Source organism: Psychrobacter fulvigenes, assembly GCF_904846155.1.
GTDB lineage: Bacteria > Pseudomonadota > Gammaproteobacteria > Pseudomonadales > Moraxellaceae > Psychrobacter > Psychrobacter fulvigenes.
In genome coordinates, this window is the sequence record NZ_CAJGZP010000001.1 from 3,305,648 (window position 1) to 3,325,074 (window position 19,427).

General features: G+C 44.4%; 12 protein-coding genes, 2 tRNA genes, 1 rRNA gene and 1 pseudogene. 10 read left to right on the forward strand and 6 right to left on the reverse strand.

Annotated features, from left to right (window positions below; all coding sequences use genetic code 11):
* Positions 1–186 precede the first annotated feature (186 nt).
* The 3 genes from JMX03_RS14025 to JMX03_RS14035 all read right to left on the reverse strand — a co-directional run bounded on the left by JMX03_RS14025 (position 187) and on the right by JMX03_RS14035 (position 2,041).
* Positions 187–262, reverse strand: a tRNA-Ala gene (locus JMX03_RS14025).
* Positions 263–269: 7 nt separating this feature from the next.
* Positions 270–346: transfer RNA gene (locus JMX03_RS14030), tRNA-Ile, on the reverse strand.
* Between the two features lie 159 nt (positions 347–505).
* Positions 506–2,041: ribosomal RNA gene (locus tag JMX03_RS14035) — 16S ribosomal RNA — on the reverse strand.
* A 1,111-nt stretch (positions 2,042–3,152) separates the two neighbouring features.
* Between JMX03_RS14035 and thrS the strand changes: the two genes are divergently transcribed.
* The 4 genes from thrS to rnr all read left to right on the forward strand — a co-directional run bounded on the left by thrS (position 3,153) and on the right by rnr (position 9,591).
* Positions 3,153–5,087 carry a threonine--tRNA ligase gene (gene thrS / locus JMX03_RS14040; RefSeq protein WP_201597534.1) on the forward strand — a complete coding sequence of 645 codons (1,935 nt, stop codon included), beginning with the start codon at positions 3,153–3,155 and terminating at the stop codon, positions 5,085–5,087.
* A 23-nt stretch (positions 5,088–5,110) separates the two neighbouring features.
* The gene (infC, locus tag JMX03_RS14045; RefSeq protein WP_201576801.1) at positions 5,111–5,614 is read left to right on the forward strand and encodes a translation initiation factor IF-3; all 504 of its coding nucleotides are present in this window, start codon (positions 5,111–5,113) and stop codon (positions 5,612–5,614) included.
* Between the two features lie 327 nt (positions 5,615–5,941).
* Positions 5,942–7,186 carry a toxic anion resistance protein gene (locus JMX03_RS14050; RefSeq protein WP_201576799.1) on the forward strand — a complete coding sequence of 415 codons (1,245 nt, stop codon included), beginning with the start codon at positions 5,942–5,944 and terminating at the stop codon, positions 7,184–7,186.
* A 146-nt stretch (positions 7,187–7,332) separates the two neighbouring features.
* Positions 7,333–9,591, forward strand: a complete 2,259-nt coding sequence (gene rnr / locus JMX03_RS14055; protein ID WP_201597542.1) for a ribonuclease R — start codon at positions 7,333–7,335, stop codon at positions 9,589–9,591.
* Positions 9,592–9,680: 89 nt separating this feature from the next.
* On the opposite strand, the gene JMX03_RS14060 is transcribed toward rnr, so the two are convergent.
* From JMX03_RS14060 to hisA, 3 genes and pseudogenes are all read right to left on the reverse strand, one after another.
* Positions 9,681–9,974, reverse strand: coding sequence for a hypothetical protein (locus JMX03_RS14060; protein ID WP_201597544.1), 294 nt, complete (start codon positions 9,972–9,974; stop codon positions 9,681–9,683).
* A gap of 66 nt (positions 9,975–10,040) precedes the next feature.
* A pseudogene (locus JMX03_RS14065) lies at positions 10,041–11,720 on the reverse strand (mechanosensitive ion channel domain-containing protein).
* Between the two features lie 118 nt (positions 11,721–11,838).
* Positions 11,839–12,576, reverse strand: coding sequence for a 1-(5-phosphoribosyl)-5-[(5-phosphoribosylamino)methylideneamino]imidazole-4-carboxamide isomerase (gene hisA / locus JMX03_RS14070; protein WP_201576777.1), 738 nt, complete (start codon positions 12,574–12,576; stop codon positions 11,839–11,841).
* Between the two features lie 707 nt (positions 12,577–13,283).
* Between hisA and JMX03_RS14075 the strand changes: the two genes are divergently transcribed.
* The 6 genes from JMX03_RS14075 (at position 13,284) to nqrF (ending at position 19,416) form a co-directional block, all read left to right on the forward strand.
* Complete coding sequence (locus JMX03_RS14075; protein ID WP_201576776.1) at positions 13,284–14,636, forward strand: Na(+)-translocating NADH-quinone reductase subunit A; 1,353 nt, start codon at positions 13,284–13,286, stop codon at positions 14,634–14,636.
* Positions 14,637–14,641: 5 nt separating this feature from the next.
* Complete coding sequence (locus tag JMX03_RS14080) at positions 14,642–15,877, forward strand: NADH:ubiquinone reductase (Na(+)-transporting) subunit B (RefSeq protein WP_201576774.1); 1,236 nt, start codon at positions 14,642–14,644, stop codon at positions 15,875–15,877.
* A complete protein-coding gene (locus tag JMX03_RS14085) occupies positions 15,858–16,736 on the forward strand; it encodes a Na(+)-translocating NADH-quinone reductase subunit C (protein ID WP_201597546.1) in 879 nt (292 codons plus the stop codon). The genes JMX03_RS14080 and JMX03_RS14085 overlap by 20 nt, the downstream gene beginning before the upstream one ends.
* 1 nt (position 16,737) lies before the next feature.
* Entirely contained in the window at positions 16,738–17,409 is a 672-nt protein-coding gene (locus tag JMX03_RS14090) for an NADH:ubiquinone reductase (Na(+)-transporting) subunit D (RefSeq protein WP_201576766.1), read from the forward strand.
* A complete protein-coding gene (nqrE, locus tag JMX03_RS14095; RefSeq protein WP_201576763.1) occupies positions 17,409–18,017 on the forward strand; it encodes an NADH:ubiquinone reductase (Na(+)-transporting) subunit E in 609 nt (202 codons plus the stop codon). The genes JMX03_RS14090 and nqrE overlap by 1 nt, the downstream gene beginning before the upstream one ends.
* A 163-nt stretch (positions 18,018–18,180) precedes the next feature.
* Positions 18,181–19,416, forward strand: a complete 1,236-nt coding sequence (nqrF, locus tag JMX03_RS14100; RefSeq protein ID WP_201576759.1) for an NADH:ubiquinone reductase (Na(+)-transporting) subunit F — start codon at positions 18,181–18,183, stop codon at positions 19,414–19,416.
* The last annotated feature ends 11 nt before the right edge of the window (positions 19,417–19,427 follow it).

The following is a 19,427-nucleotide window of genomic DNA, read 5'->3' on the forward strand; positions in this document are numbered from 1 at the left end:
ATGACGACACGTGAACATGTCATCACTAACCCAGACTCATATCTATGTTTTTAAATAGTCTCTGTGCTCTCGTCAAGTCACAGATTCTGTATAAAACAGAAAGAAGTAATCAATGCCGTCTCGGCTGAATCACTTGTTTCTATTTATACGTATTTAAATATTCTATCTAAAGCATGTCGTTTATAGTGGTGGAGCCAAACGGAGTCGAACCGTTGACCTCCTGCGTGCAAGGCAGGCGCTCTACCAACTGAGCTATGGCCCCATATATATGGTGGGTCTAAGTGGACTTGAACCACTGACCCCCGCGTTATCAACACGGTGCTCTAACCAGCTGAGCTACAGACCCTGAGAAGCGTGTAAAAAAAGCACTGCTTTTTTAGCTTCGCAAGGAGAATCCTTTAAATAGGATTCTCTATAAGCTTGGCTAGCAGTACCTTACATACTAAGCTAATAAACTAAACTAAAGAACAACTTGTTGTGAATTCTTGCTGACCGAATGCGTCTATAAGGAGGTGATCCAGCCGCAGGTTCCCCTACGGCTACCTTGTTACGACTTCACCCCAGTCATCAACCACACCGTGGTGATCGCCTCCCGAAGGTTAGGCTAACCACTTCTGGTGCAATCAACTCCCATGGTGTGACGGGCGGTGTGTACAAGGCCCGGAACGTATTCACCGCGGCATTCTGATCCGCGATTACTAGCGATTCCTACTTCATGGAGTCGAGTTGCAGACTCCAATCCGGACTACGATAGGCTTTAAAAGATTCGCATCACATCGCTGTGTAGCTGCCCTCTGTACCTACCATTGTAGCACGTGTGTAGCCCTGGTCGTAAGGGCCATGATGACTTGACGTCGTCCCCGCCTTCCTCCAGTTTGTCACTGGCAGTATCCCTAGAGTTCCCGGCTTAACCCGCTGGTAACTAAGGAAAGGGGTTGCGCTCGTTGCGGGACTTAACCCAACATCTCACGACACGAGCTGACGACAGCCATGCAGCACCTGTATTCTAATTCCCGAAGGCACTCCCGCATCTCTGCAGGATTCTAGATATGTCAAGACCAGGTAAGGTTCTTCGCGTTGCATCGAATTAAACCACATGCTCCACCGCTTGTGCGGGCCCCCGTCAATTCATTTGAGTTTTAACCTTGCGGCCGTACTCCCCAGGCGGTCTACTTATTGCGTTAGCTGCGTCACTAAGTCCTCAAGGGACCCAACGACTAGTAGACATCGTTTACGGCGTGGACTACCAGGGTATCTAATCCTGTTTGCTACCCACGCTTTCGAGCCTCAGTGTCAGTATGATGCCAGGAAGCTGCCTTCGCCATCGGTATTCCTCCAGATCTCTACGCATTTCACCGCTACACCTGGAATTCTACTTCCCTCTCACCTACTCTAGCTCAACAGTATCAGATGCAGTTCCCAGGTTAAGCCCGGGATTTCACATCTGACTTATCAAGCCACCTACGCTCGCTTTACGCCCAGTAATTCCGATTAACGCTTGCACCCTCTGTATTACCGCGGCTGCTGGCACAGAGTTAGCCGGTGCTTATTCTGCAGCTAATGTCATCGTCTAGGGGTATTAACCCTAGAGTCTTCTTCACTGCTTAAAGTGCTTTACAACCAAAAGGCCTTCTTCACACACGCGGCATGGCTGGATCAGGGTTGCCCCCATTGTCCAATATTCCCCACTGCTGCCTCCCGTAGGAGTCCGGGCCGTGTCTCAGTCCCGGTGTGGCTGATCATCCTCTCAGACCAGCTACAGATCGTCGCCATGGTAGGCCTTTACCCCACCATCTAGCTAATCCGACTTAGGCTCATCTAATAGCGAGAGCAGTAAACTGCCCCCTTTCTCCCGTAGGTCGTATGCGGTATTAATTCGAGTTTCCCCGAGCTATCCCCCACTACTAGGTAGATTCCTAAGTATTACTCACCCGTCCGCCGCTCGTCAGCGAGAAGCAAGCTTCTCCTGTTACCGCTCGACTTGCATGTGTTAAGCCTGCCGCCAGCGTTCAATCTGAGCCATGATCAAACTCTTCAGTTTAATCTTGCTTGAAGTCTTCACTATAAATAGTAAGATGACTCCTAATCTTGGCTCATTCTTTTCTGGCTCGTCGCTCTAAATTATGTTCGTAATGAATTAACTTTGAGTTTTCTTGCTTTAAAGAATGATAATTTTTATAGTTATAAGTCCCCAGATAAACGAGGTCTCACAACTTTATTTTTTAGCATTCTGTGTCAGCAAAAATCCACACAAGTTGTTCTTTAGTTATGCTTTTAAATAGTGTCAAGCTACTGTCGTCCAGTAGTTGATTATATAGGGTATTGCTTTCACTAGTCGTTTTAACCTTGTTGGTTAATCCTAACTAGCGAGCCGACTATCATATCACAATGGATTGGGTTGTCAAGCTGTTATTTTATTTAACTTCAACAGGTTAGACGGTTATTAGCTTTCGCTTCTATCACTGCCTTGTCCTGATGAGCTGCGTATTATAGACGTTCTACAGCAGGTGTCAAGCACTTCCATCAAGTTATTTGAATTTAATTGCTAACACCCCTATATAGGACTTCTTACTTAATTGATACTAAAACCTTTTTATACAGATTAGGCTTATTATCTTTATTTCTATTACTTTCATCTCTGGCTCTCTCACTATATTATTAGATGTCATTATTATTAGATGTCATTGCCAATAGTTATTTAGTTGTATTCTATATAGCCTGATTTGCGTTAGCCTGTTATTAAAGCTTTATAGGCTTATTGATTACTATTGAATCATACCTTACTAAGACAGTCGGCGCCGAAGACTGCCATATGTTTTAATAATGATAAAAGCAACTGTATACGCTACCCCTTGCTATCTGGTGTATATAGAAGGTTTTTGCTATAATATACGCTTTTATTGCATTACTTACTCGCACGGTCAGTTAACTGTATTTAAAGGTCAGGCTGCTGCGGTTTAAACTGCAACGACTGGTCTACTGCAGCGGTTTGTCCATTATAGTAGCGCGGGATACAGATTAAGCGTATTTAAGGGATGTATATATCACAACATATCACGATTCTTGGATATAAAATTGATGCGATCTTACAGTCATATGATTGATAGTTGCAATCATCACTGCCAACGGATCCAAAAACAGGTGAATAAATTATGGTAGCGATTACTTTACCCGATGGTAGCGTAAAAGAGTTCGAAGGCAATACCACAGTTGTGGAAGTGGCGCAAAGTATCGGGGCAGGTTTGGCTAAGGCGACTGTCGCTGGGCGTGTAGATGGGCGCTTGGTAGATGCTTCTGATCCTATCACTGCTGATGCAAAAGTCGAAATCGTAACCCCTAGAGATGCTGATGGTGTCGATATTATTCGCCATTCATGTGCGCACTTACTCGGTCACGCCGTCAAACAGCTGTATCCTGATGTCAAAATGGTCATTGGACCTGTCATTGATGAAGGCTTTTATTACGACATCTATAGTGAGACGCCATTTACGCCTGAGCACATGGAAAAGATCGAAAAGCGTATGATGGAGTTGATTAAACAAGACTACGATGTCATCAAAAAAATGACACCTCGTGATGAGGTGATTGAGATTTTTAAGGCACGCGGCGAAGATTACAAAATCAAATTAATCAATGATATGCCTGAAGAGAAACAATTAGGACTTTATTATCATCAAGAATATGTCGATATGTGTCGTGGCCCGCATGTGCCCAATACGCGTTTCTTGAAAGTGTTTAAACTGACTAAGATGTCAGGTGCTTATTGGCGCGGCGATGCCAAGAATGAACAGTTACAACGTATCTATGGTACAGCATGGGCGGATAAAAAAGATTTAAAAGCCTATATTAAGCGTATTGAAGAAGCGGAAAAACGTGACCATCGTAAGATTGGTCGTGCATTAGATTTGTTTCATATGCAAGAGCAAGCGCCAGGTATGGTGTTTTGGCACGCTAATGGTTGGACGATTTATCAAGTGCTTGAGCAATATATGCGCAAAGTGCAGTATGATAATGGCTACGAAGAAATTAAGACGCCGCAAATCGTTGACCGTAGCCTGTGGGAGCGCTCAGGGCATTGGGGTAACTACGGCGCTAATATGTTTACCACGTCGAGTGAAAACCGTGATTACGCGGTAAAACCAATGAACTGTCCTTGTCACGTGCAAGTGTTTAATCAAGGCCTAAAGTCTTATCGTGAGTTGCCATTACGCATGGCAGAGTTTGGCTCGTGTCATCGTAACGAGCCATCAGGCTCATTACATGGTTTGATGCGCGTACGCGGTTTTACGCAAGATGATGCGCATATCTTTTGTACGCAGGCCCAGATTCAGCAAGAAGTCGCTGACTTTATTAAACTTACCTTAGCTGTCTATGAAGACTTTGGCTTTGAAAATATTGAGATGAAGCTGTCCACTCGTCCTGAAACGCGTGTCGGTAGCGATGAGTCTTGGGATTTTGCTGAAAAAGCGTTGGCTGACGCGCTTGATAGCTCAGGGCTTGAGTGGGAATACTTGCCAGGTGAAGGCGCGTTTTATGGCCCGAAGATTGAGTTTAGTCTCAAAGACAGTTTAGGTCGTGTTTGGCAGTGTGGTACTATTCAGGTCGACCCCAATATGCCTGAGCGTTTGGATGCTGAGTTTGTCAATGAGCAAAATGAGCGTGAAACGCCTATCATGCTGCACCGTGCTATATTAGGCTCGTTTGAACGCTTTATCGGCATATTGATTGAGCATTATGCGGGTTGGATGCCAGTATGGCTTGCGCCGCAACAAGTTGTGGTGATGAACATCACTGACAAACAAGCGGAAACCTGCGAAAATGTCGTTAGTGAACTAAAAAATGCAGGTCTGCGGGCTATTAGTGACTTGCGTAACGAAAAGATTGGATTTAAGATACGAGAGAAAACATTAGAACGTATCCCCTATATGCTAGTATTAGGGGATAAAGAAGTTGAATCAGGCAGCGTCAACGTCCGAACCCGCGAAGGTGAAAACCTAGGCGTGATGAGTGTTTCTGAATTTATTACATTAGTACAGACAGCCGTCGCCGAAAAAGGCCGACAGAATCAAAAAACAGATGAGGAGTAATACCTATTAAACAGTCAAACCGTTTGAACATCAACGAAGATATCAGCGTCAAAGAAGTCCGTCTTGTTAAAGAAGACGGCGAACAAATGGGCGTAGTCGATATCGATACCGCGATGAAAGCGGCACGTGATGACAATTTAGATTTGGTCGAACTAGTTCCTGATGCCAAACCGCCAGTATGTAAGATCATGGATTACAAACGTTACCTCTATGATCAAAAGCAAAAAGCAAAAGAAGCTAAGAAAAACCAAAAGCAGACCCAGCTTAAAGAGATGAAACTGCGTCCTAGTACTGATGAAGCGGATTACCAGGTCAAACTGCGTAAAATTGTCAGCTTCTTAGAAGATCAGGACAAAGTGAAAATCAGTATCCGCTTCCGTGGTCGCGAGATGGCACACCAAGAACTTGGTCGCAAACAGCTCGAACGCATCATTGAAGATACCGCTGAGATCTCAAACGTCGAACAACATCCAAAAATGGAAGGTCGACAAATGGGCATGCTGCTAGGGCCTACTAAGAAAAGATAGTAAAGTTGGATAGCGTACTGTTACCTAGCATAAATATCTAAGTTTTTGACCATCAATATGCTGCGGGATATTGGTGGTTTTTTGGTATTGGGATACTCATAAACAGAAAGAGTATCATGCTATACCCTACTGGTTTGTAAACACTGATGAGATAAACAACCTTTTATAAGAAATATTCTCTAACTGTATTTTACAAAATCCATCTTCACGACTTAGTCATTACACGGTAGTCTAAAGGGCTATGCTATTTAGCAATGTATCTAATACAACGATAACGAATACCTATAAGCAAACATACTTCTTATCTCAGTTATTACAGGAAATTTTATGCAAGAATTGACGCCACCAGAAAACGCTACTAACCCTAGTATCTCTTTGACCCCACCTGCACCCGTGAAAGAAGTACAGAAAAGTGAAGCGGATCAGATGGTTTCCTTGGATAAAAGCCAGATTCCAGAACTGGATGCGAAGGTTGATGCTTTCGTTGACCATGTCCTTACCAACTCTGTTCATAGTCCTGAGTTTCAACAAAACGTGCAGTCCATTCATAACTTGGGCACCAAAGAGATACGTGAATCAGCGCAAGTATCTAACCGCATGCTAGAGCTACCAGCTAAAAGCTTGAACGATAGCTTGTTTGATAACTCGCCTATTGCTAAGTCGCTTACTGAGCTGCGCGGTATCGTAGAGGACTTAGACCCGAGTAAAAAAGAGCTGACCAGCTCACGTAAATTATTTGGCCTCATACCCTTTGGTAATAAAGTACAAGATTACTTCCGCCAATATGAATCAGCACAGTCGCATATCAATGCCGTGGTCACTAGCCTTTATAATGGTAAGGACGAACTGCTTAAAGACAATGCCATGATTGAGCAAGAAAAAGTCAATATGTGGGAGTTGATGCAGTCTATTCGTCAATACATCTATGTTGGTAAAAAAATAGATGAACAGCTTGAGCAAAAAGTCTATGCAATAGAAGCAACTGACCCAGAAAAAGCGCGCATTATTAAAGAAGAGATGTTGTTTTATGTGCGTCAAAAAAACACTGACTTTTTAACGCAATTAGCAGTGAACGTGCAGGGTTATCTGGCACTTGATACCATTCGTAAAAATAACTTAGAGTTGATCAAAGGGGTGGATCGCGCTACCACCACTACGATATCGGCACTACGTACGGCCGTTGTCGTTGCTCAAGCGATGACCAATCAAAAGCTGGTACTTGACCAAATCACTGCGCTGAACAAGACAACCAGCAGTCTGATTGAGTCAACTTCTGCCATGCTCAAACGCCAATCAGGTGAGATCCATGAGCAAGCAACCAGCAGCACTATTGAGCTTGATAAGCTACAAAATGCCTTCAATAATGTCTATGATACGATGGATATGATCAGCAACTACAAGATTGAAGCACTAGAAAACATGAAACAGACGGTAAATACTTTGACCACCGAAGTCGATAAAGCCCAAAAATACTTAGATAAATCGAACCAAACTACAGTGCTTGAAGTGTCAAAAGAACTGGATAGTAAAAAGATTACAGATAAATCGAGTACCACTGATATCGACATCTAACGTATGTCGCTATGAAGTAAAAACAGCGACAAACGCCTATCCATGATACGAGTGACATAAGTTATTGCTTCGTCACTCGTGTTAACCCTCGTGGTTCGTGTTAAGATGTCCCCTATTAATAATTTTAAAAACAGATACGGTATTTTATGACTTGGAATGATCCAAACGCCTCGGCTGAAGCACAAAGATATGTCAACCCCATCCCTAGCCGTGAGCTTATATTGCGCACGATTACAGAATATGGCGAAGCGACACATCAGCAGCTGGCAAAAGCTTTCAATATTGATGATTCAGATCAAATCGAAGCCTTAGCCAATCGCCTAAAGGCGATGGTACGTGATGGCCAGATTAACCGCGAAGGGCGTCCTTCTCGCTTTCGTGCAGTGACGCAACAAGATGTCGTCAGCGGCACAGTCTCTGCCCATGCAAAAGGCTTTGGTTTTGTGGTATTGGCTGATATGCCAGACTTGTTTTTGCATGAAAAGCAAATGCGCTGGGTCTTCAATGGTGATAAGGTAAATGCTGTCGGTACTTCGATAGACAGCCGTGGCCGTACCGAAGGGCGTATCGTTGAAATTACTGAGCGTCATCAAGATCAGTTCATTGGTACTCTAGCTCGTGATGAAGAAGGATATTGTGTTGAGCTTGGTAGCCCAAATAATCATCAGCCCATTACCGTTACTGACGAAAACGTACAAGCATTTGAAGCGAAGCAAGGTGCTCCCGTCAAGGTAGATGTCATCGATTGGCCCAATCAGCATGAGTTTGCAACTGGAAAAATCACTGAAGTACTTAGTGATGAAAACGATCGTGAACTTATTATTGAAACAACGCTACTCAATTATGATATTCCATCTGAGTTTAGCGAAGCGGCACTGAAGCAAGCCAATGACTATAGAGAACCGAGCAAAAAAGATCTAAAAGGTCGTAAAGACTTACGTGATGTTGCATTGATTACTATCGATGGTGAAGACGCACGTGACTTTGACGATGCGGTATTTGCAGAGAAGCGCGCTGGTGGTAACTACCGTGTGCTAGTGGCCATTGCGGATGTCAGCCATTATGTGACACCCAACTCTCCGCTTGATCAAGACGCTTATGAGCGCGGCACCTCTGTGTACTTCCCGCATCGTGTCATTCCGATGCTCCCTGAAGTTCTGTCCAATGGACTGTGCTCACTGAACCCTTCGGTTGATCGCCTATGTATGGTGGCTGACATTAAGGTATCTCGCGCCGGTAACGTCACAGGCTATGAGTTCTATCCTGCAGTGATACATTCACAAGCACGCTTGACCTATACGCAGGTGAATAGTTATCTTGAAAACCCAAAAGATGACATTGTTCCAAAATCATTGACAGAAAACAAAGACGTCAAAAAATCTGTCGATACCCTATATCAGCTGTATGAGCTGCTCGTCAAAAAGCGTGAACAACGTCATGCGATGGAGTTTGAGACGGTTGAGACTTATATTAAGTTCAACGAAAAGGGTGGCATCGCTGCTATCTTGCCACGTACTCGCGGTGACGCACAGAAGCTTATCGAAGAGTGTATGCTACTGGCGAATACCTGCGCGGCGAATTTTACCCTGAAAAACGAGCTACCAGTCTTATATCGTAACCATGATAAGCCTGATGGTGAAAAATCAATGCGTATTCACGAATATGCAAAGAACTTTGGTTTACCCTTTCCAGAGGAGAATCCAACGCAAGCCGATTATCAGCGGATTATCGAAGCGACTAAAGACAGACCCGACGCCATTAGTATTCATAGCATGCTGCTACGTTCAATGATGCAGGCTAATTATTCACCAGATAACATCGGTCACTTTGGCTTAGCCTATGATGAATATAGCCACTTTACGTCGCCTATTCGCCGCTATCCTGATCTGATGTTACACCGTGCAATTAAAGCAAAAGTCACAAATAGCCAGCAACCTGTTATGGACTTCTCTTTGGATGGTGCAGGTACACAAACTTCAGATACCGAGCGCCGCGCCGAAAAAGCCTCGCGCTATGTAGAGTCTTGGCTCAAATGTCATTATATGAAAGACCATGTAGGCGAAGAGTTCAATGGTGTGATCACTACTGTGACAAGTTTTGGACTGTTTGTGACCTTAACCGACTTATACATTGACGGTCTGGTGCACATCTCAAACGTTGGTGACGACTTCTTTGTTTATGATGAAAAGCAGCAGCAACTGATCGGTAAAGATAAAAACTCATTATTTGGACTTGGTGACTTGGTAAAAGTAAAAGTCGCTGGCGTGAATATGGATTTACTACAGATCGACTTCGATTTGACAGCCAAATTAAAATCCAGTGAAATGAATCAATCTGAGCCCGGGTCGAGCGCACCGAAGAAAAAACGTCGCCGCAGTAACAGTAATGGTAAAAAAAGCTCATAAACTATTGAATCATAAATTGAACCATAAAAAGGGGCTAAAGTTAACTTTAGCCCCTTTTTTGTGTGTCAGGTTTCATCATACTGCTTTATTTACTGTGTACTATCCACTTGTTCAAAACGTGCGCTATCGGCTTGTTGAGCGTTATTAATCTGTGTAGTTGCCTTGTCTATAATGGCTTTTGGCTGCTCCCCTAGAGGTTTTGCTGCCCCATCTGACGGATTATTTGAGAAGCTATCAGAATCGCTAGTCGTAGATTGCGCTGATGCGTTACTGCTAGCGATAGCCTGTCTGTTATTCTTATGAAGATTGCCATTGATGACATTAAAAGCCAGCAACATGACAATACCTATCAAGGCGATGATAACTAAGTTTTTTGCTTGCATGCTGATTCTCTTGTGACGTTAGGTTTGTCACTTAAGCCTGCATTTTTTATGCCTAAAGCTCATACCTTACTCTTGTGGGCTATTGCTATTCAATAAATCCGTCTCATCAGAGCCTTCTGCAATTTCTTGTTCGACCTTTTCCATGAGCTTGGCATCAGGACGGGCATCAAACATTTCTTCAGCATCTTGTCCCTGTAGTATCTGCTTGGCACGTGCTTTGGCTTGCTTTTTATCCTCATCATCGACGTCACTATCTTTATCATGAGCTTTGTAAGTAGCGTTGGAATCAGTTGTTGGCGTGACCGTCATATCAGAACCAGCGCCCTAACCGCCTTGAATATGCTCAAAGGCTTCTTCTAACTTATTATTAAAACGCAAGCGATAAATCGGTTCTGGTAGGCTAAATCCTGTATTTTCTAAAGCATGTTTGGTTTCACGAATAGTGATGCTACGTGCTTTAGAAAAGTCTGCTTCTGATTGATCAACCCAAACTTGAAACTCAAGCACTATATTGGAATCACCGACATTAGTAATGACAGCATTGGCTTTGGGCTTGTCCAAAACAAACTCTAAGGTACAAATCGCATCAAGCCCGACCTTAATAGCGGCCAGTGGGTCATCATTCGCATCCACCCCTAGCTCAAAGGTAAAGCGACGTTCGGGATTTTTGGTGTAGTTCAAAATAATGCCTTTAAAGACCTCAGCATTAGGAATGCGCAACTGATTACCATCTAGTGTCATCAAGATAGTTGCGCGTGAAGTCAAACGTACCACTATCCCTTCATGTTCATTAATCTTTACATGATCACGAGCACGAAAGGGTTGGCGAATACTGAGCATAAGAGAAGCAATATAGTTTTCAATAGAGTCTTTTACAGCAAAACCAACGGCAATACCGATGACCCCTGCACCGCCTAGCAGTGTGCCTAAGATGGTCTCTGCACCTATCAAACTGAGCGCTAATATCAACCCAAAAATAATAAAAATGACTTTGATGGTTTGTGATAGCAGCTCGGCCACAAAAGGATTGGGCGTCAAGCGCTGCCAGATTTCTTGGCGCTTGGACAGCCAACTACCGAACCAAGCTACCAAACCAAATAAGACAATACCGACCAATAGTAAAGGTAAGGCTTTAACCAAATTTGTCAGCTGGTTTTTCAGCCCTTGATAAACGGTTGAGACGTTGTCCTGTACATCAAGCGTACGAACAATATTATCCTCAACCGTCACGACATCCGTTAGGCGGTTGGTAAGATTAATGGCTTGTTGGGCTTTTTTTTCATTTGGGGTTTCACCCGTCAAAGTCACCACACCTTGGGTCACGCTGACATTGACTGCCTGCAAACCATCAATCTCGGAAAAAATCCCGCTGATACGTTGACGAATGTCATTGTCTTTTTGTAGCGTTGGTTTGGTTTCAATTTGGGCGTTGTTGGTGCTCTCACCGCTAATCACTGGCGCCGGCTCTATGGGTGCTGGTTCTATCGGTGCAAGATCCGCAGGTTCTGTACTATCCGTTTCTGTACTGTCTACAGTAGTGCTCTCTCCTGCGTCTATTACTGGCTCTTTGACCTCTACGCTTGCTGAAGTGCTGTCGTTAACGTCTAGTGCAGCAGCGCTATCAATGATCTCTTCACCAGCTGCGTGAGCAGGTAAAACATAAAAGATGCTCATGACTACTAGCAGCAGTTGACTCAAAGCCAGCAAACGCCCACGTGTGGATAGTTGGTCAAAAAAAGCCAGCATTAACATCCTTGAATAAAATATTGTTTTAATAAAGTTTTTGTTAACAGTCGTCTATGCCATCAACATAGACGAACATATTGACAATAGTCGTTCACGCATTGATTATCTAAACACAGGATTAACTGTCTAAATAACTTTGCGCCTCGCCAAGATCCAACGTGCCTTCATAGATGGCGCGTCCAGTAATAATCCCTTCAAGGCAATCACCATAAGGTTTTAGTAATTCAATATCTTGCATGTCTGTCACCCCACCTGATGCGATAACTGGCAGGCCGCCTTCACGTGCTAGGTTTACTGTCTGCTCGACGTTGACGCCTTGCATCATGCCATCACGAGCAATATCGGTATAAACAATGGAAGAGACACCAACATCAGCGAAGCGTTTTGCAAGCTCTGTTGCCTTGGTATCGGTAACATTTGCCCAACCATGAGTCGCCACCAAACCGTCTTTTGCATCTATGCCAACGATGATATGTCCAGCAAATTCACGGCAGGCTTCAGCAACAAACTCAGGATCTTCAACCGCTTTGGTACCGATAATAATATAAGTAAGGCCAGCAGTAATGTACTGCTCAATAGTATTTAGATTGCGCACGCCGCCACCCAATTGAATCGGCAGCTTCGGATAAGCTTTGGCGATGTCATGCACCACGCGCTTATGCACAGGCACACCTTCAAACGCACCGTTGAGATCAACCAAATGTAATCGACGCGCACCCTCTTTTACCCAACGTGCCGCCATGGCTACTGGATCATCAGAGAATACCGTATCGTCTTCCATTCGGCCTTGTTTCAAGCGTACACATTTACCATCTTTTAGATCAATAGCAGGAATAATTACAGGTGCAGCACACATACAGCACTCCTTATAAAATACTTTTAATAGCGGAAATAAAACAGAAACAACAATTATCAAGAATTACCATTTATAAGTTACATATAAACCAACTCTGTTTTAAGGTAAAAAACAACTTAAGTTTGCCCTCAAGACTAGGCATGATACCAATTCACACATAACTATGCAGTGATTATTACCAGTTTCAGTCACTGATATCGGAACAACCATTGGATAAATTCAATTAGTAACTGGCAATTTTAGGTTAATTTAGCGTATAATCCTAGGTAAATTTGTATTTGTTTCTGAGTCTTAACAATCATGTATCAAAATCTGTAGCCTATTTATAAATAGACAGGTAAATGATATTTGGTGGTTAAGATACGACAAGTTTTAGATTTTCTATAAAAAGGTATGGTAAGGCTGTTTATATTAAGGTTAATAGCGTTAAGTGTTAGCTTTGATTGGACAACTCTATTATGCATCTTGGTAGCCAGTCGCCACTTTGGTCATTCGAATAAGACATTAACGTGTTGTTAAGGAGTCTAAGGTCAGCGTTAATACTCTTAGTAGCAGTCAATCTTAAGCATAGTGTTGTAAGGGCTTCATCACAGTTTTGCCACAGGCTACTGATGATGCGAGGTTTTGAGCACCGCTGCCGTTGATACTGCCGTTGTACCAAACAGGACGTCTGGTATCGTTTTAGACTATGGACTAAGTTTTCGCTTATGATTACCATCAAAAAAGGTTTGGATTTGCCCATCGCAGGTGAGCCCTCCCGCGAGATATCAGAGCACAGACCCGCACATGTGGCAGTTGTTGGCTACGATTACGTGGGCATGAAGCCCACGATGAATGTCAAAGAAGGTGACATCGTAGCAAAAGGTCAGCCCGTTTTTGAAGACAAAAAACGAGTCGGCGTTATTTATACTGCTCCTGCTGCTGGTAAAGTCATCGCTGTTAATCGTGGTGAGCGCCGTGTGTTTGAGAGTCTCGTGATTGAGGTTGACCCAAACGGTGAAGAAATTGAGTTTCAGCGCTATGACTCCCAGCAACTTGCTGACTTAGACGCTGAAGCTGTTGAAACCCAACTGATCGCCTCTGGTGAATGGACTGCTTTTCGTACCCGTCCTTATAGCCGCTCTCCCGAAATCGGTGCTCGTCCGCATGCTATCTTTGTCACCGCCATGGATACCAATCCATTAGCGTTTGACCCGATGCTGCTAATCAACGACAAAATACAAGCATTCAATGACGGTCTAGCTGTCTTATCAACACTGAGTCCTAAGACCTTTGTTTGTCATTATGGTGATGCTAAGCCAACACCAGCACCGCATACAGCCGCTAACAATGTGACTGAATACCATAGCTTTTCGGGTAAGCACCCAGCTGGTCTTGCCGGTACGCATGTGCACTTCTTGCATCCAATCAGTCGCGGCGTTACCGTCTGGACAGTTGGTTATCAAGATGTGATCGCTATCGGCAAGCTGTTTACGACCGGTCGCCTGTATACAGAGCGTATGGTTAGCTTAGCAGGTCCTGCCGTCAATAAACCGCATTTGGTTGTTACCGAGCGTGGTGCTGACGTCACTACATTGACCAAAGGCCAATTAGCTGCTGGCGAGAACCGTATTATCTCAGGCTCCGTACTGTCTGGTCGCAGACTATATGACAATGTAGCATATCTTGGTCGCTTTCATAATCAGATCAGTGTGTTGCCTGAAGGCCGTGAGCGCCCAGCGTTTCACTTCTTTACACCAGGTGCAAACCGCTTCTCTAAGCTTCCTATCTATATCTCACAGTTTTTTGGTGGCAAAAAATACAACTTTACCACGACCAGTAACGGCTCACCACGAGCGATGGTACCTATTGGGGTTTATGAAGAGGTCATGCCGCAAGATTATCTGCCGACGCAACTTTTACGTGCACTTATCGTAGAGGATATCGTCTCTGCAGTAGAGTTAGGCGTACTTGAATTAGACGAAGAAGATGTCGCACTATGCACCTTCGTTTCTCCTGGCAAATATGAATTCGGTGATATTTTGCGTGATAACTTAACGCGCATTGAGCTGGAGGGCTAACCACGATGAAATTTTTACACAATATGTTCGATCGTATGGAGCCGTCTTTCACCAAAGGTGGCAAACACGAAAAATACTATGCCATCTTTGAGATGTTTGACACTTTTTTGCGTCAACCAGGCTCAACGACTTATGCATCTTCGCACGTACGTGACGGTATTGACCTTAAACGTATTATGATTACCGTATGGCTATGTACTTTCCCAGCGATGTTTTGGGGTATGTACAACGTCGGTCATCAAGCATTGACCGCCATCGCTCAATTGGGTCTACAACCTGAGGGCTGGCGTACCATCATCACTGGCATGGCAGGCTATAACCCAGACAGTATCTGGGCAAGCTTTGTCTACGGAGCAATGCAGTTCTTACCGATATACCTTGTGACCTTTGCGGTAGGTATCTTATGTGAGATTATATTTGCCGTGGTTCGTGGGCATGAAGTAAACGAAGGTTTCTTTGTGACCTCTGTACTGTATGCGCTATGTCTACCACCAGATATTCCTTTATGGCAAGTTGCCTTAGGTATCATCTTCGGTGTCGTCGTAGCAAAAGAAGTATTCGGCGGTACGGGTAAAAACTTCCTTAACCCTGCCCTATCAGGTCGGGCGTTCTTATACTTTGCGTATCCAGCATATATGTCTGGTGACTCTGTATGGACGGCAGTCGATGGTTTCTCAGGTGCGACACCGCTTGGCCTCGCGGCACTTGGTGTAGTTCCTCAAGATTTCGTCGACGTCTATGGTAATGCCATCACTTGGAGTGATGCATTCTTAGGTAATATGCAAGGCAGTATCGGTGAAGTCTCGACGCTTGCCATTCTAATCGGTGCGGTGTTCTTACTATGGACGCGCATTGCATCATGGCGCATTATGGCAGGTTGTGTGGTCGGTCTGATTGCCACTTCTTTACTATTCAATATGATCGGCTCAGAAGACAACCTCATGATGAGTCTGCCGTTTTATTGGCATTTGGTCATCGGTGGTTTTGCCTTTGGTGCCGTCTTTATGGCAACCGATCCAGTCTCGGCAGCACATACCAATAAAGGCCGTTGGGCTTATGGTATCTTGATTGGGTTTATGACAGTCTTAATTCGCGTCGTCAACCCAGCCTTCCCAGAAGGTATTATGCTTGCCATTCTATTTGCTAACTTATTTGCTCCATTGTTTGACTACTTTGTGACTCAAGCAAATATCAAACGCCAAACAGCACGGAGGGTTCGCTATGTCCAAGCCCAAAAGTAATAATGCAAAAACCATCAGCGTAGCCTTGACGCTATGCTTGGTGTGTTCCGTATTGGTCTCAGCTGTCGCCGTCGGTCTCAAGCCGGCACAAGTTGAAAACGCGCGCTTGGACCGTAATAAGAACATCTTAGTAGCCGCTGGTATGTTTGATCCTGCATCTGATACCGCTACTGACGTTGCTGAACGCTTTAAAGATTTTGACGTCGAGATTGTTGACTTAAATCAAGGCAACTACTTAGATGATGACCAGCTGTTAGATGTTGGTATTCCTGATCGCAATGCTTATGACGCCAGTCAAGCGACTAAGAATCAAGCATTAAGCGAAGACTTAGGTAACAACGACCCTGCTGGTATTGGCCGTGTACCTAAGTACGCCAAAGTCTATGTCAAAAGCGATGATGCTGGTCAACCTGAAATGGTGGTACTACCAATCCAAGGCTACGGCTTATGGGGTACTATCTATGGTTTCTTAACCCTTGAAAGCGACATGAATACCATCAAAGGTATCAGTTTTTATGAGCATAAAGAAACTCCAGGCCTTGGCGCTCGTATCGAAGAGCCAGAGTGGCGCGCCAAATGGAGTGGTATCCACTCTTATGATGAAAATGGTGATGTTGCCACTGGTGTCTCTAAAGCTGGTACACCAAGAGACAACTGGGTCGACGGAATCAGTGGCGCGACGCTAACTGGTCGCGGCGTCAGCAACATGATTCAGTTCTGGTTGGGTGAGCAAGGTTATAAACCTTATTTAGACGCTCTACGTGAAGAGAGTGGTCAAACTATTGATAATGCTGACGTACAAGCTGCGCAATCGACAACCGAGCTGGCAGCACCAGTAGCAAACGGCAAGGAGGCATAACATGGCTGACACTAAAAGTATCTTAACCTCGCCAATCTTTGATAATAACCCTATTGCTTTGCAGATCCTAGGTATCTGTTCAGCCTTGGCGGTAACCACCAGTGTGTCCAATGCGTTGGTCATGTGTGTGGCATTGACATTGGTAACGGCTTTTTCAAGCTTCTTTATCTCTATCATTCGTAAGCAGATTCCATCAAGTATCCGTATTATCGTACAAATGACCATCATTGCCTCATTGGTTATCTTGGTCGATCAGGTGCTAAAAGCGGTCGCTTATGATGTGAGTAAGGGTCTATCAGTATTCGTTGGTTTGATCATCACCAACTGTATCGTCATGGGTCGTGCAGAAGCATTTGCCATGAGCAACCCACCTGTACCAAGCTTTTTAGATGGTATCGGTAACGGTCTTGGCTACTCTGCAGTGCTATTGTTTGTTGCTACTATCCGCGAGCTATTAGGCGCTGGTACTTGGCTTGGCATTACCATTTTGCAGCCAGTCACTGACGGCGGTTGGTATTTGCCAAACGGTCTATTATTACTGCCACCTTCGGCGTTCTTTATTATCGGTTTGTTCATTGCCATTATTCGTATCTGGAAACCAGAACAGGTGGAAGAAGCTGATTTTGTGATGAAGCCGCAGTCTAAAGGCATGGCACATGGAGGCGGTCACTAATGGGACACTATATTAGTTTATTTATAACCTCAGTCTTTATTGAGAACATGGCACTGGCCTACTTCCTAGGCATGTGTACCTTTTTGGCAGTATCAAAAAAGGTATCAACGGCTATTGGTCTTGGCGTCGCTGTTATCGTGGTCATGGTCATTACTGTGCCATTAAACAATTTACTGTTTCAGTTCATCCTAAAAGACGGCGCACTAGCATGGGCAGGCTTTCCTGATATCGACCTCAGCTTCTTAGGTTTGCTAAGTTATATTGGTCTGATTGCTGCAACCGTACAGATCTTAGAGATGTTCTTGGACAAGTTTGTTCCAGCTTTATACAACGCACTTGGCGTGTTTTTGCCACTGATCACTGTAAACTGTGCCATTTTAGGTGGCGTACTGTTTATGGTTGAGCGTGACTATAACTTTAGTGAGTCTGTGGTATATGGCGTAGGTGCAGGTTTTGGTTGGGCAATTGCTATCACCGCATTGGCTGGTATTCGTGAAAAGTTAAAGTACTCAGACATCCCAGCACCGCTGCGTGGTCTTGGTATTACCTTTATCACAGTTGGCCTTATGTCGCTCGGCTTTATGTCGTTCGGTGGTATGTCCATTTAGACCGCTAGGCTTAGCGTTGTTGGTTGATAGAACGATTAACGACCTAAGCCTAAGACCCCATTTAGCTATTTGACCTATTTAACTCATTTATTCGGTAGGCGTTCGGGTACAGCAATAAATTAATGCCCCCGCACCCCTACCCCATAGATTAAGGATACATATCATGGATTATGCTACGGCGATTGGTGGCGTTGCTATGTTTACCTTGATCATCATGGGCTTGGTTGCCATTATTTTGGCGGCACGCTCAAGACTGGTCAGTTCAGGCGACGTTACAATACGTATCAATGATGATCCCGAAAATGATGTAGTGACACCAGCAGGTGGTAAGCTGCTACAAACCCTTGCTAGTGAAGGTATCTTTTTATCTTCCGCTTGCGGTGGTGGTGGTACCTGTGCTCAGTGTCGCTGCCGCGTTATTGAAGGTGGTGGCTCTATCTTGCCCACCGAAGAAGGCTATTTTACGCAAGGTGAGATTCGCGACCATATGCGCTTGGCTTGTCAGGTACCTGTAAAGCAAGACATGCAAATCGAGATCGATCCTGAGTTCTTTGATGTACAAAAATGGGAGTGTGAGGTTATCTCTAATGATAACGTTGCAACCTTCATCAAAGAGTTGGTGCTAAAAATTCCAGATGGCGAGGAAGTTAACTTCCGTGCTGGTGGTTATGTACAGTTAGAAGCGCCACCGCATGAAGTGCATTATAAAGATTTTGACATTCCCGAAGAGTATCGTGAGGATTGGAACAACTTCGGTTTATTTGATTTGGTTTCAAAAGTGGACGAAGAGGTCATTCGTGCCTATTCGATGGCCAATTATCCTGAAGAAAAAGGCTTGATCAAATTTAATATTCGTATTGCAACTCCGCCACCTCGTGGTCCTAAAGGTATACCACCAGGACAAATGTCGTCATGGACGTTCAACTTAAAACCTGGCGATAAAGTGACGGTATCAGGCCCTTATGGTGAGTTCTTTGCCAAAGATACGGATGCTGAGATGATCTTTGTCGGAGGCGGTGCAGGTATGGCACCAATGCGCTCACATATCTTTGACCAACTCAAACGCTTGCACTCTAAGCGTAAGATCAGCTTCTGGTACGGTGCACGCTCTATTCGTGAGATGTTCTATGTTGAGGATTATGATCAACTAGCAGAAGAATTTGATAACTTTGAGTGGCATGTGGCCTTGTCCGATCCTTTACCCGAAGACAACTGGGAAGGTCCGACTGGCTTTATCCACAACGTGTTACTCGAAAACTACCTGAAAGATCATCCAAACCCAGAAGATTGCGAGTATTACATGTGTGGGCCACCGATGATGAACGCGGCGGTAATCGACATGTTGCACAGTTTGGGTGTCGAGGACGAAAACATCATGCTTGATGACTTCGGCGGTTAAAGCTAAGCAAA

Coding starts and splice junctions, on each gene's coding strand:
- thrS (WP_201597534.1), top strand. CDS start 3,153: ATGGTAGCGATTACTTTACCCGATGGTAGCGTAAAAGAGTTCGAAGGC.
- JMX03_RS14050 (WP_201576799.1), top strand. CDS start 5,942: ATGCAAGAATTGACGCCACCAGAAAACGCTACTAACCCTAGTATCTCT.
- rnr (WP_201597542.1), top strand. CDS start 7,333: ATGACTTGGAATGATCCAAACGCCTCGGCTGAAGCACAAAGATATGTC.
- JMX03_RS14060 (WP_201597544.1), bottom strand. CDS start 9,974: ATGCAAGCAAAAAACTTAGTTATCATCGCCTTGATAGGTATTGTCATG.
- hisA (WP_201576777.1), bottom strand. CDS start 12,576: ATGTGTGCTGCACCTGTAATTATTCCTGCTATTGATCTAAAAGATGGT.
- JMX03_RS14075 (WP_201576776.1), top strand. CDS start 13,284: ATGATTACCATCAAAAAAGGTTTGGATTTGCCCATCGCAGGTGAGCCC.
- JMX03_RS14080 (WP_201576774.1), top strand. CDS start 14,642: ATGAAATTTTTACACAATATGTTCGATCGTATGGAGCCGTCTTTCACC.
- JMX03_RS14085 (WP_201597546.1), top strand. CDS start 15,858: ATGTCCAAGCCCAAAAGTAATAATGCAAAAACCATCAGCGTAGCCTTG.
- JMX03_RS14090 (WP_201576766.1), top strand. CDS start 16,738: ATGGCTGACACTAAAAGTATCTTAACCTCGCCAATCTTTGATAATAAC.
- nqrE (WP_201576763.1), top strand. CDS start 17,409: ATGGGACACTATATTAGTTTATTTATAACCTCAGTCTTTATTGAGAAC.
- nqrF (WP_201576759.1), top strand. CDS start 18,181: ATGGATTATGCTACGGCGATTGGTGGCGTTGCTATGTTTACCTTGATC.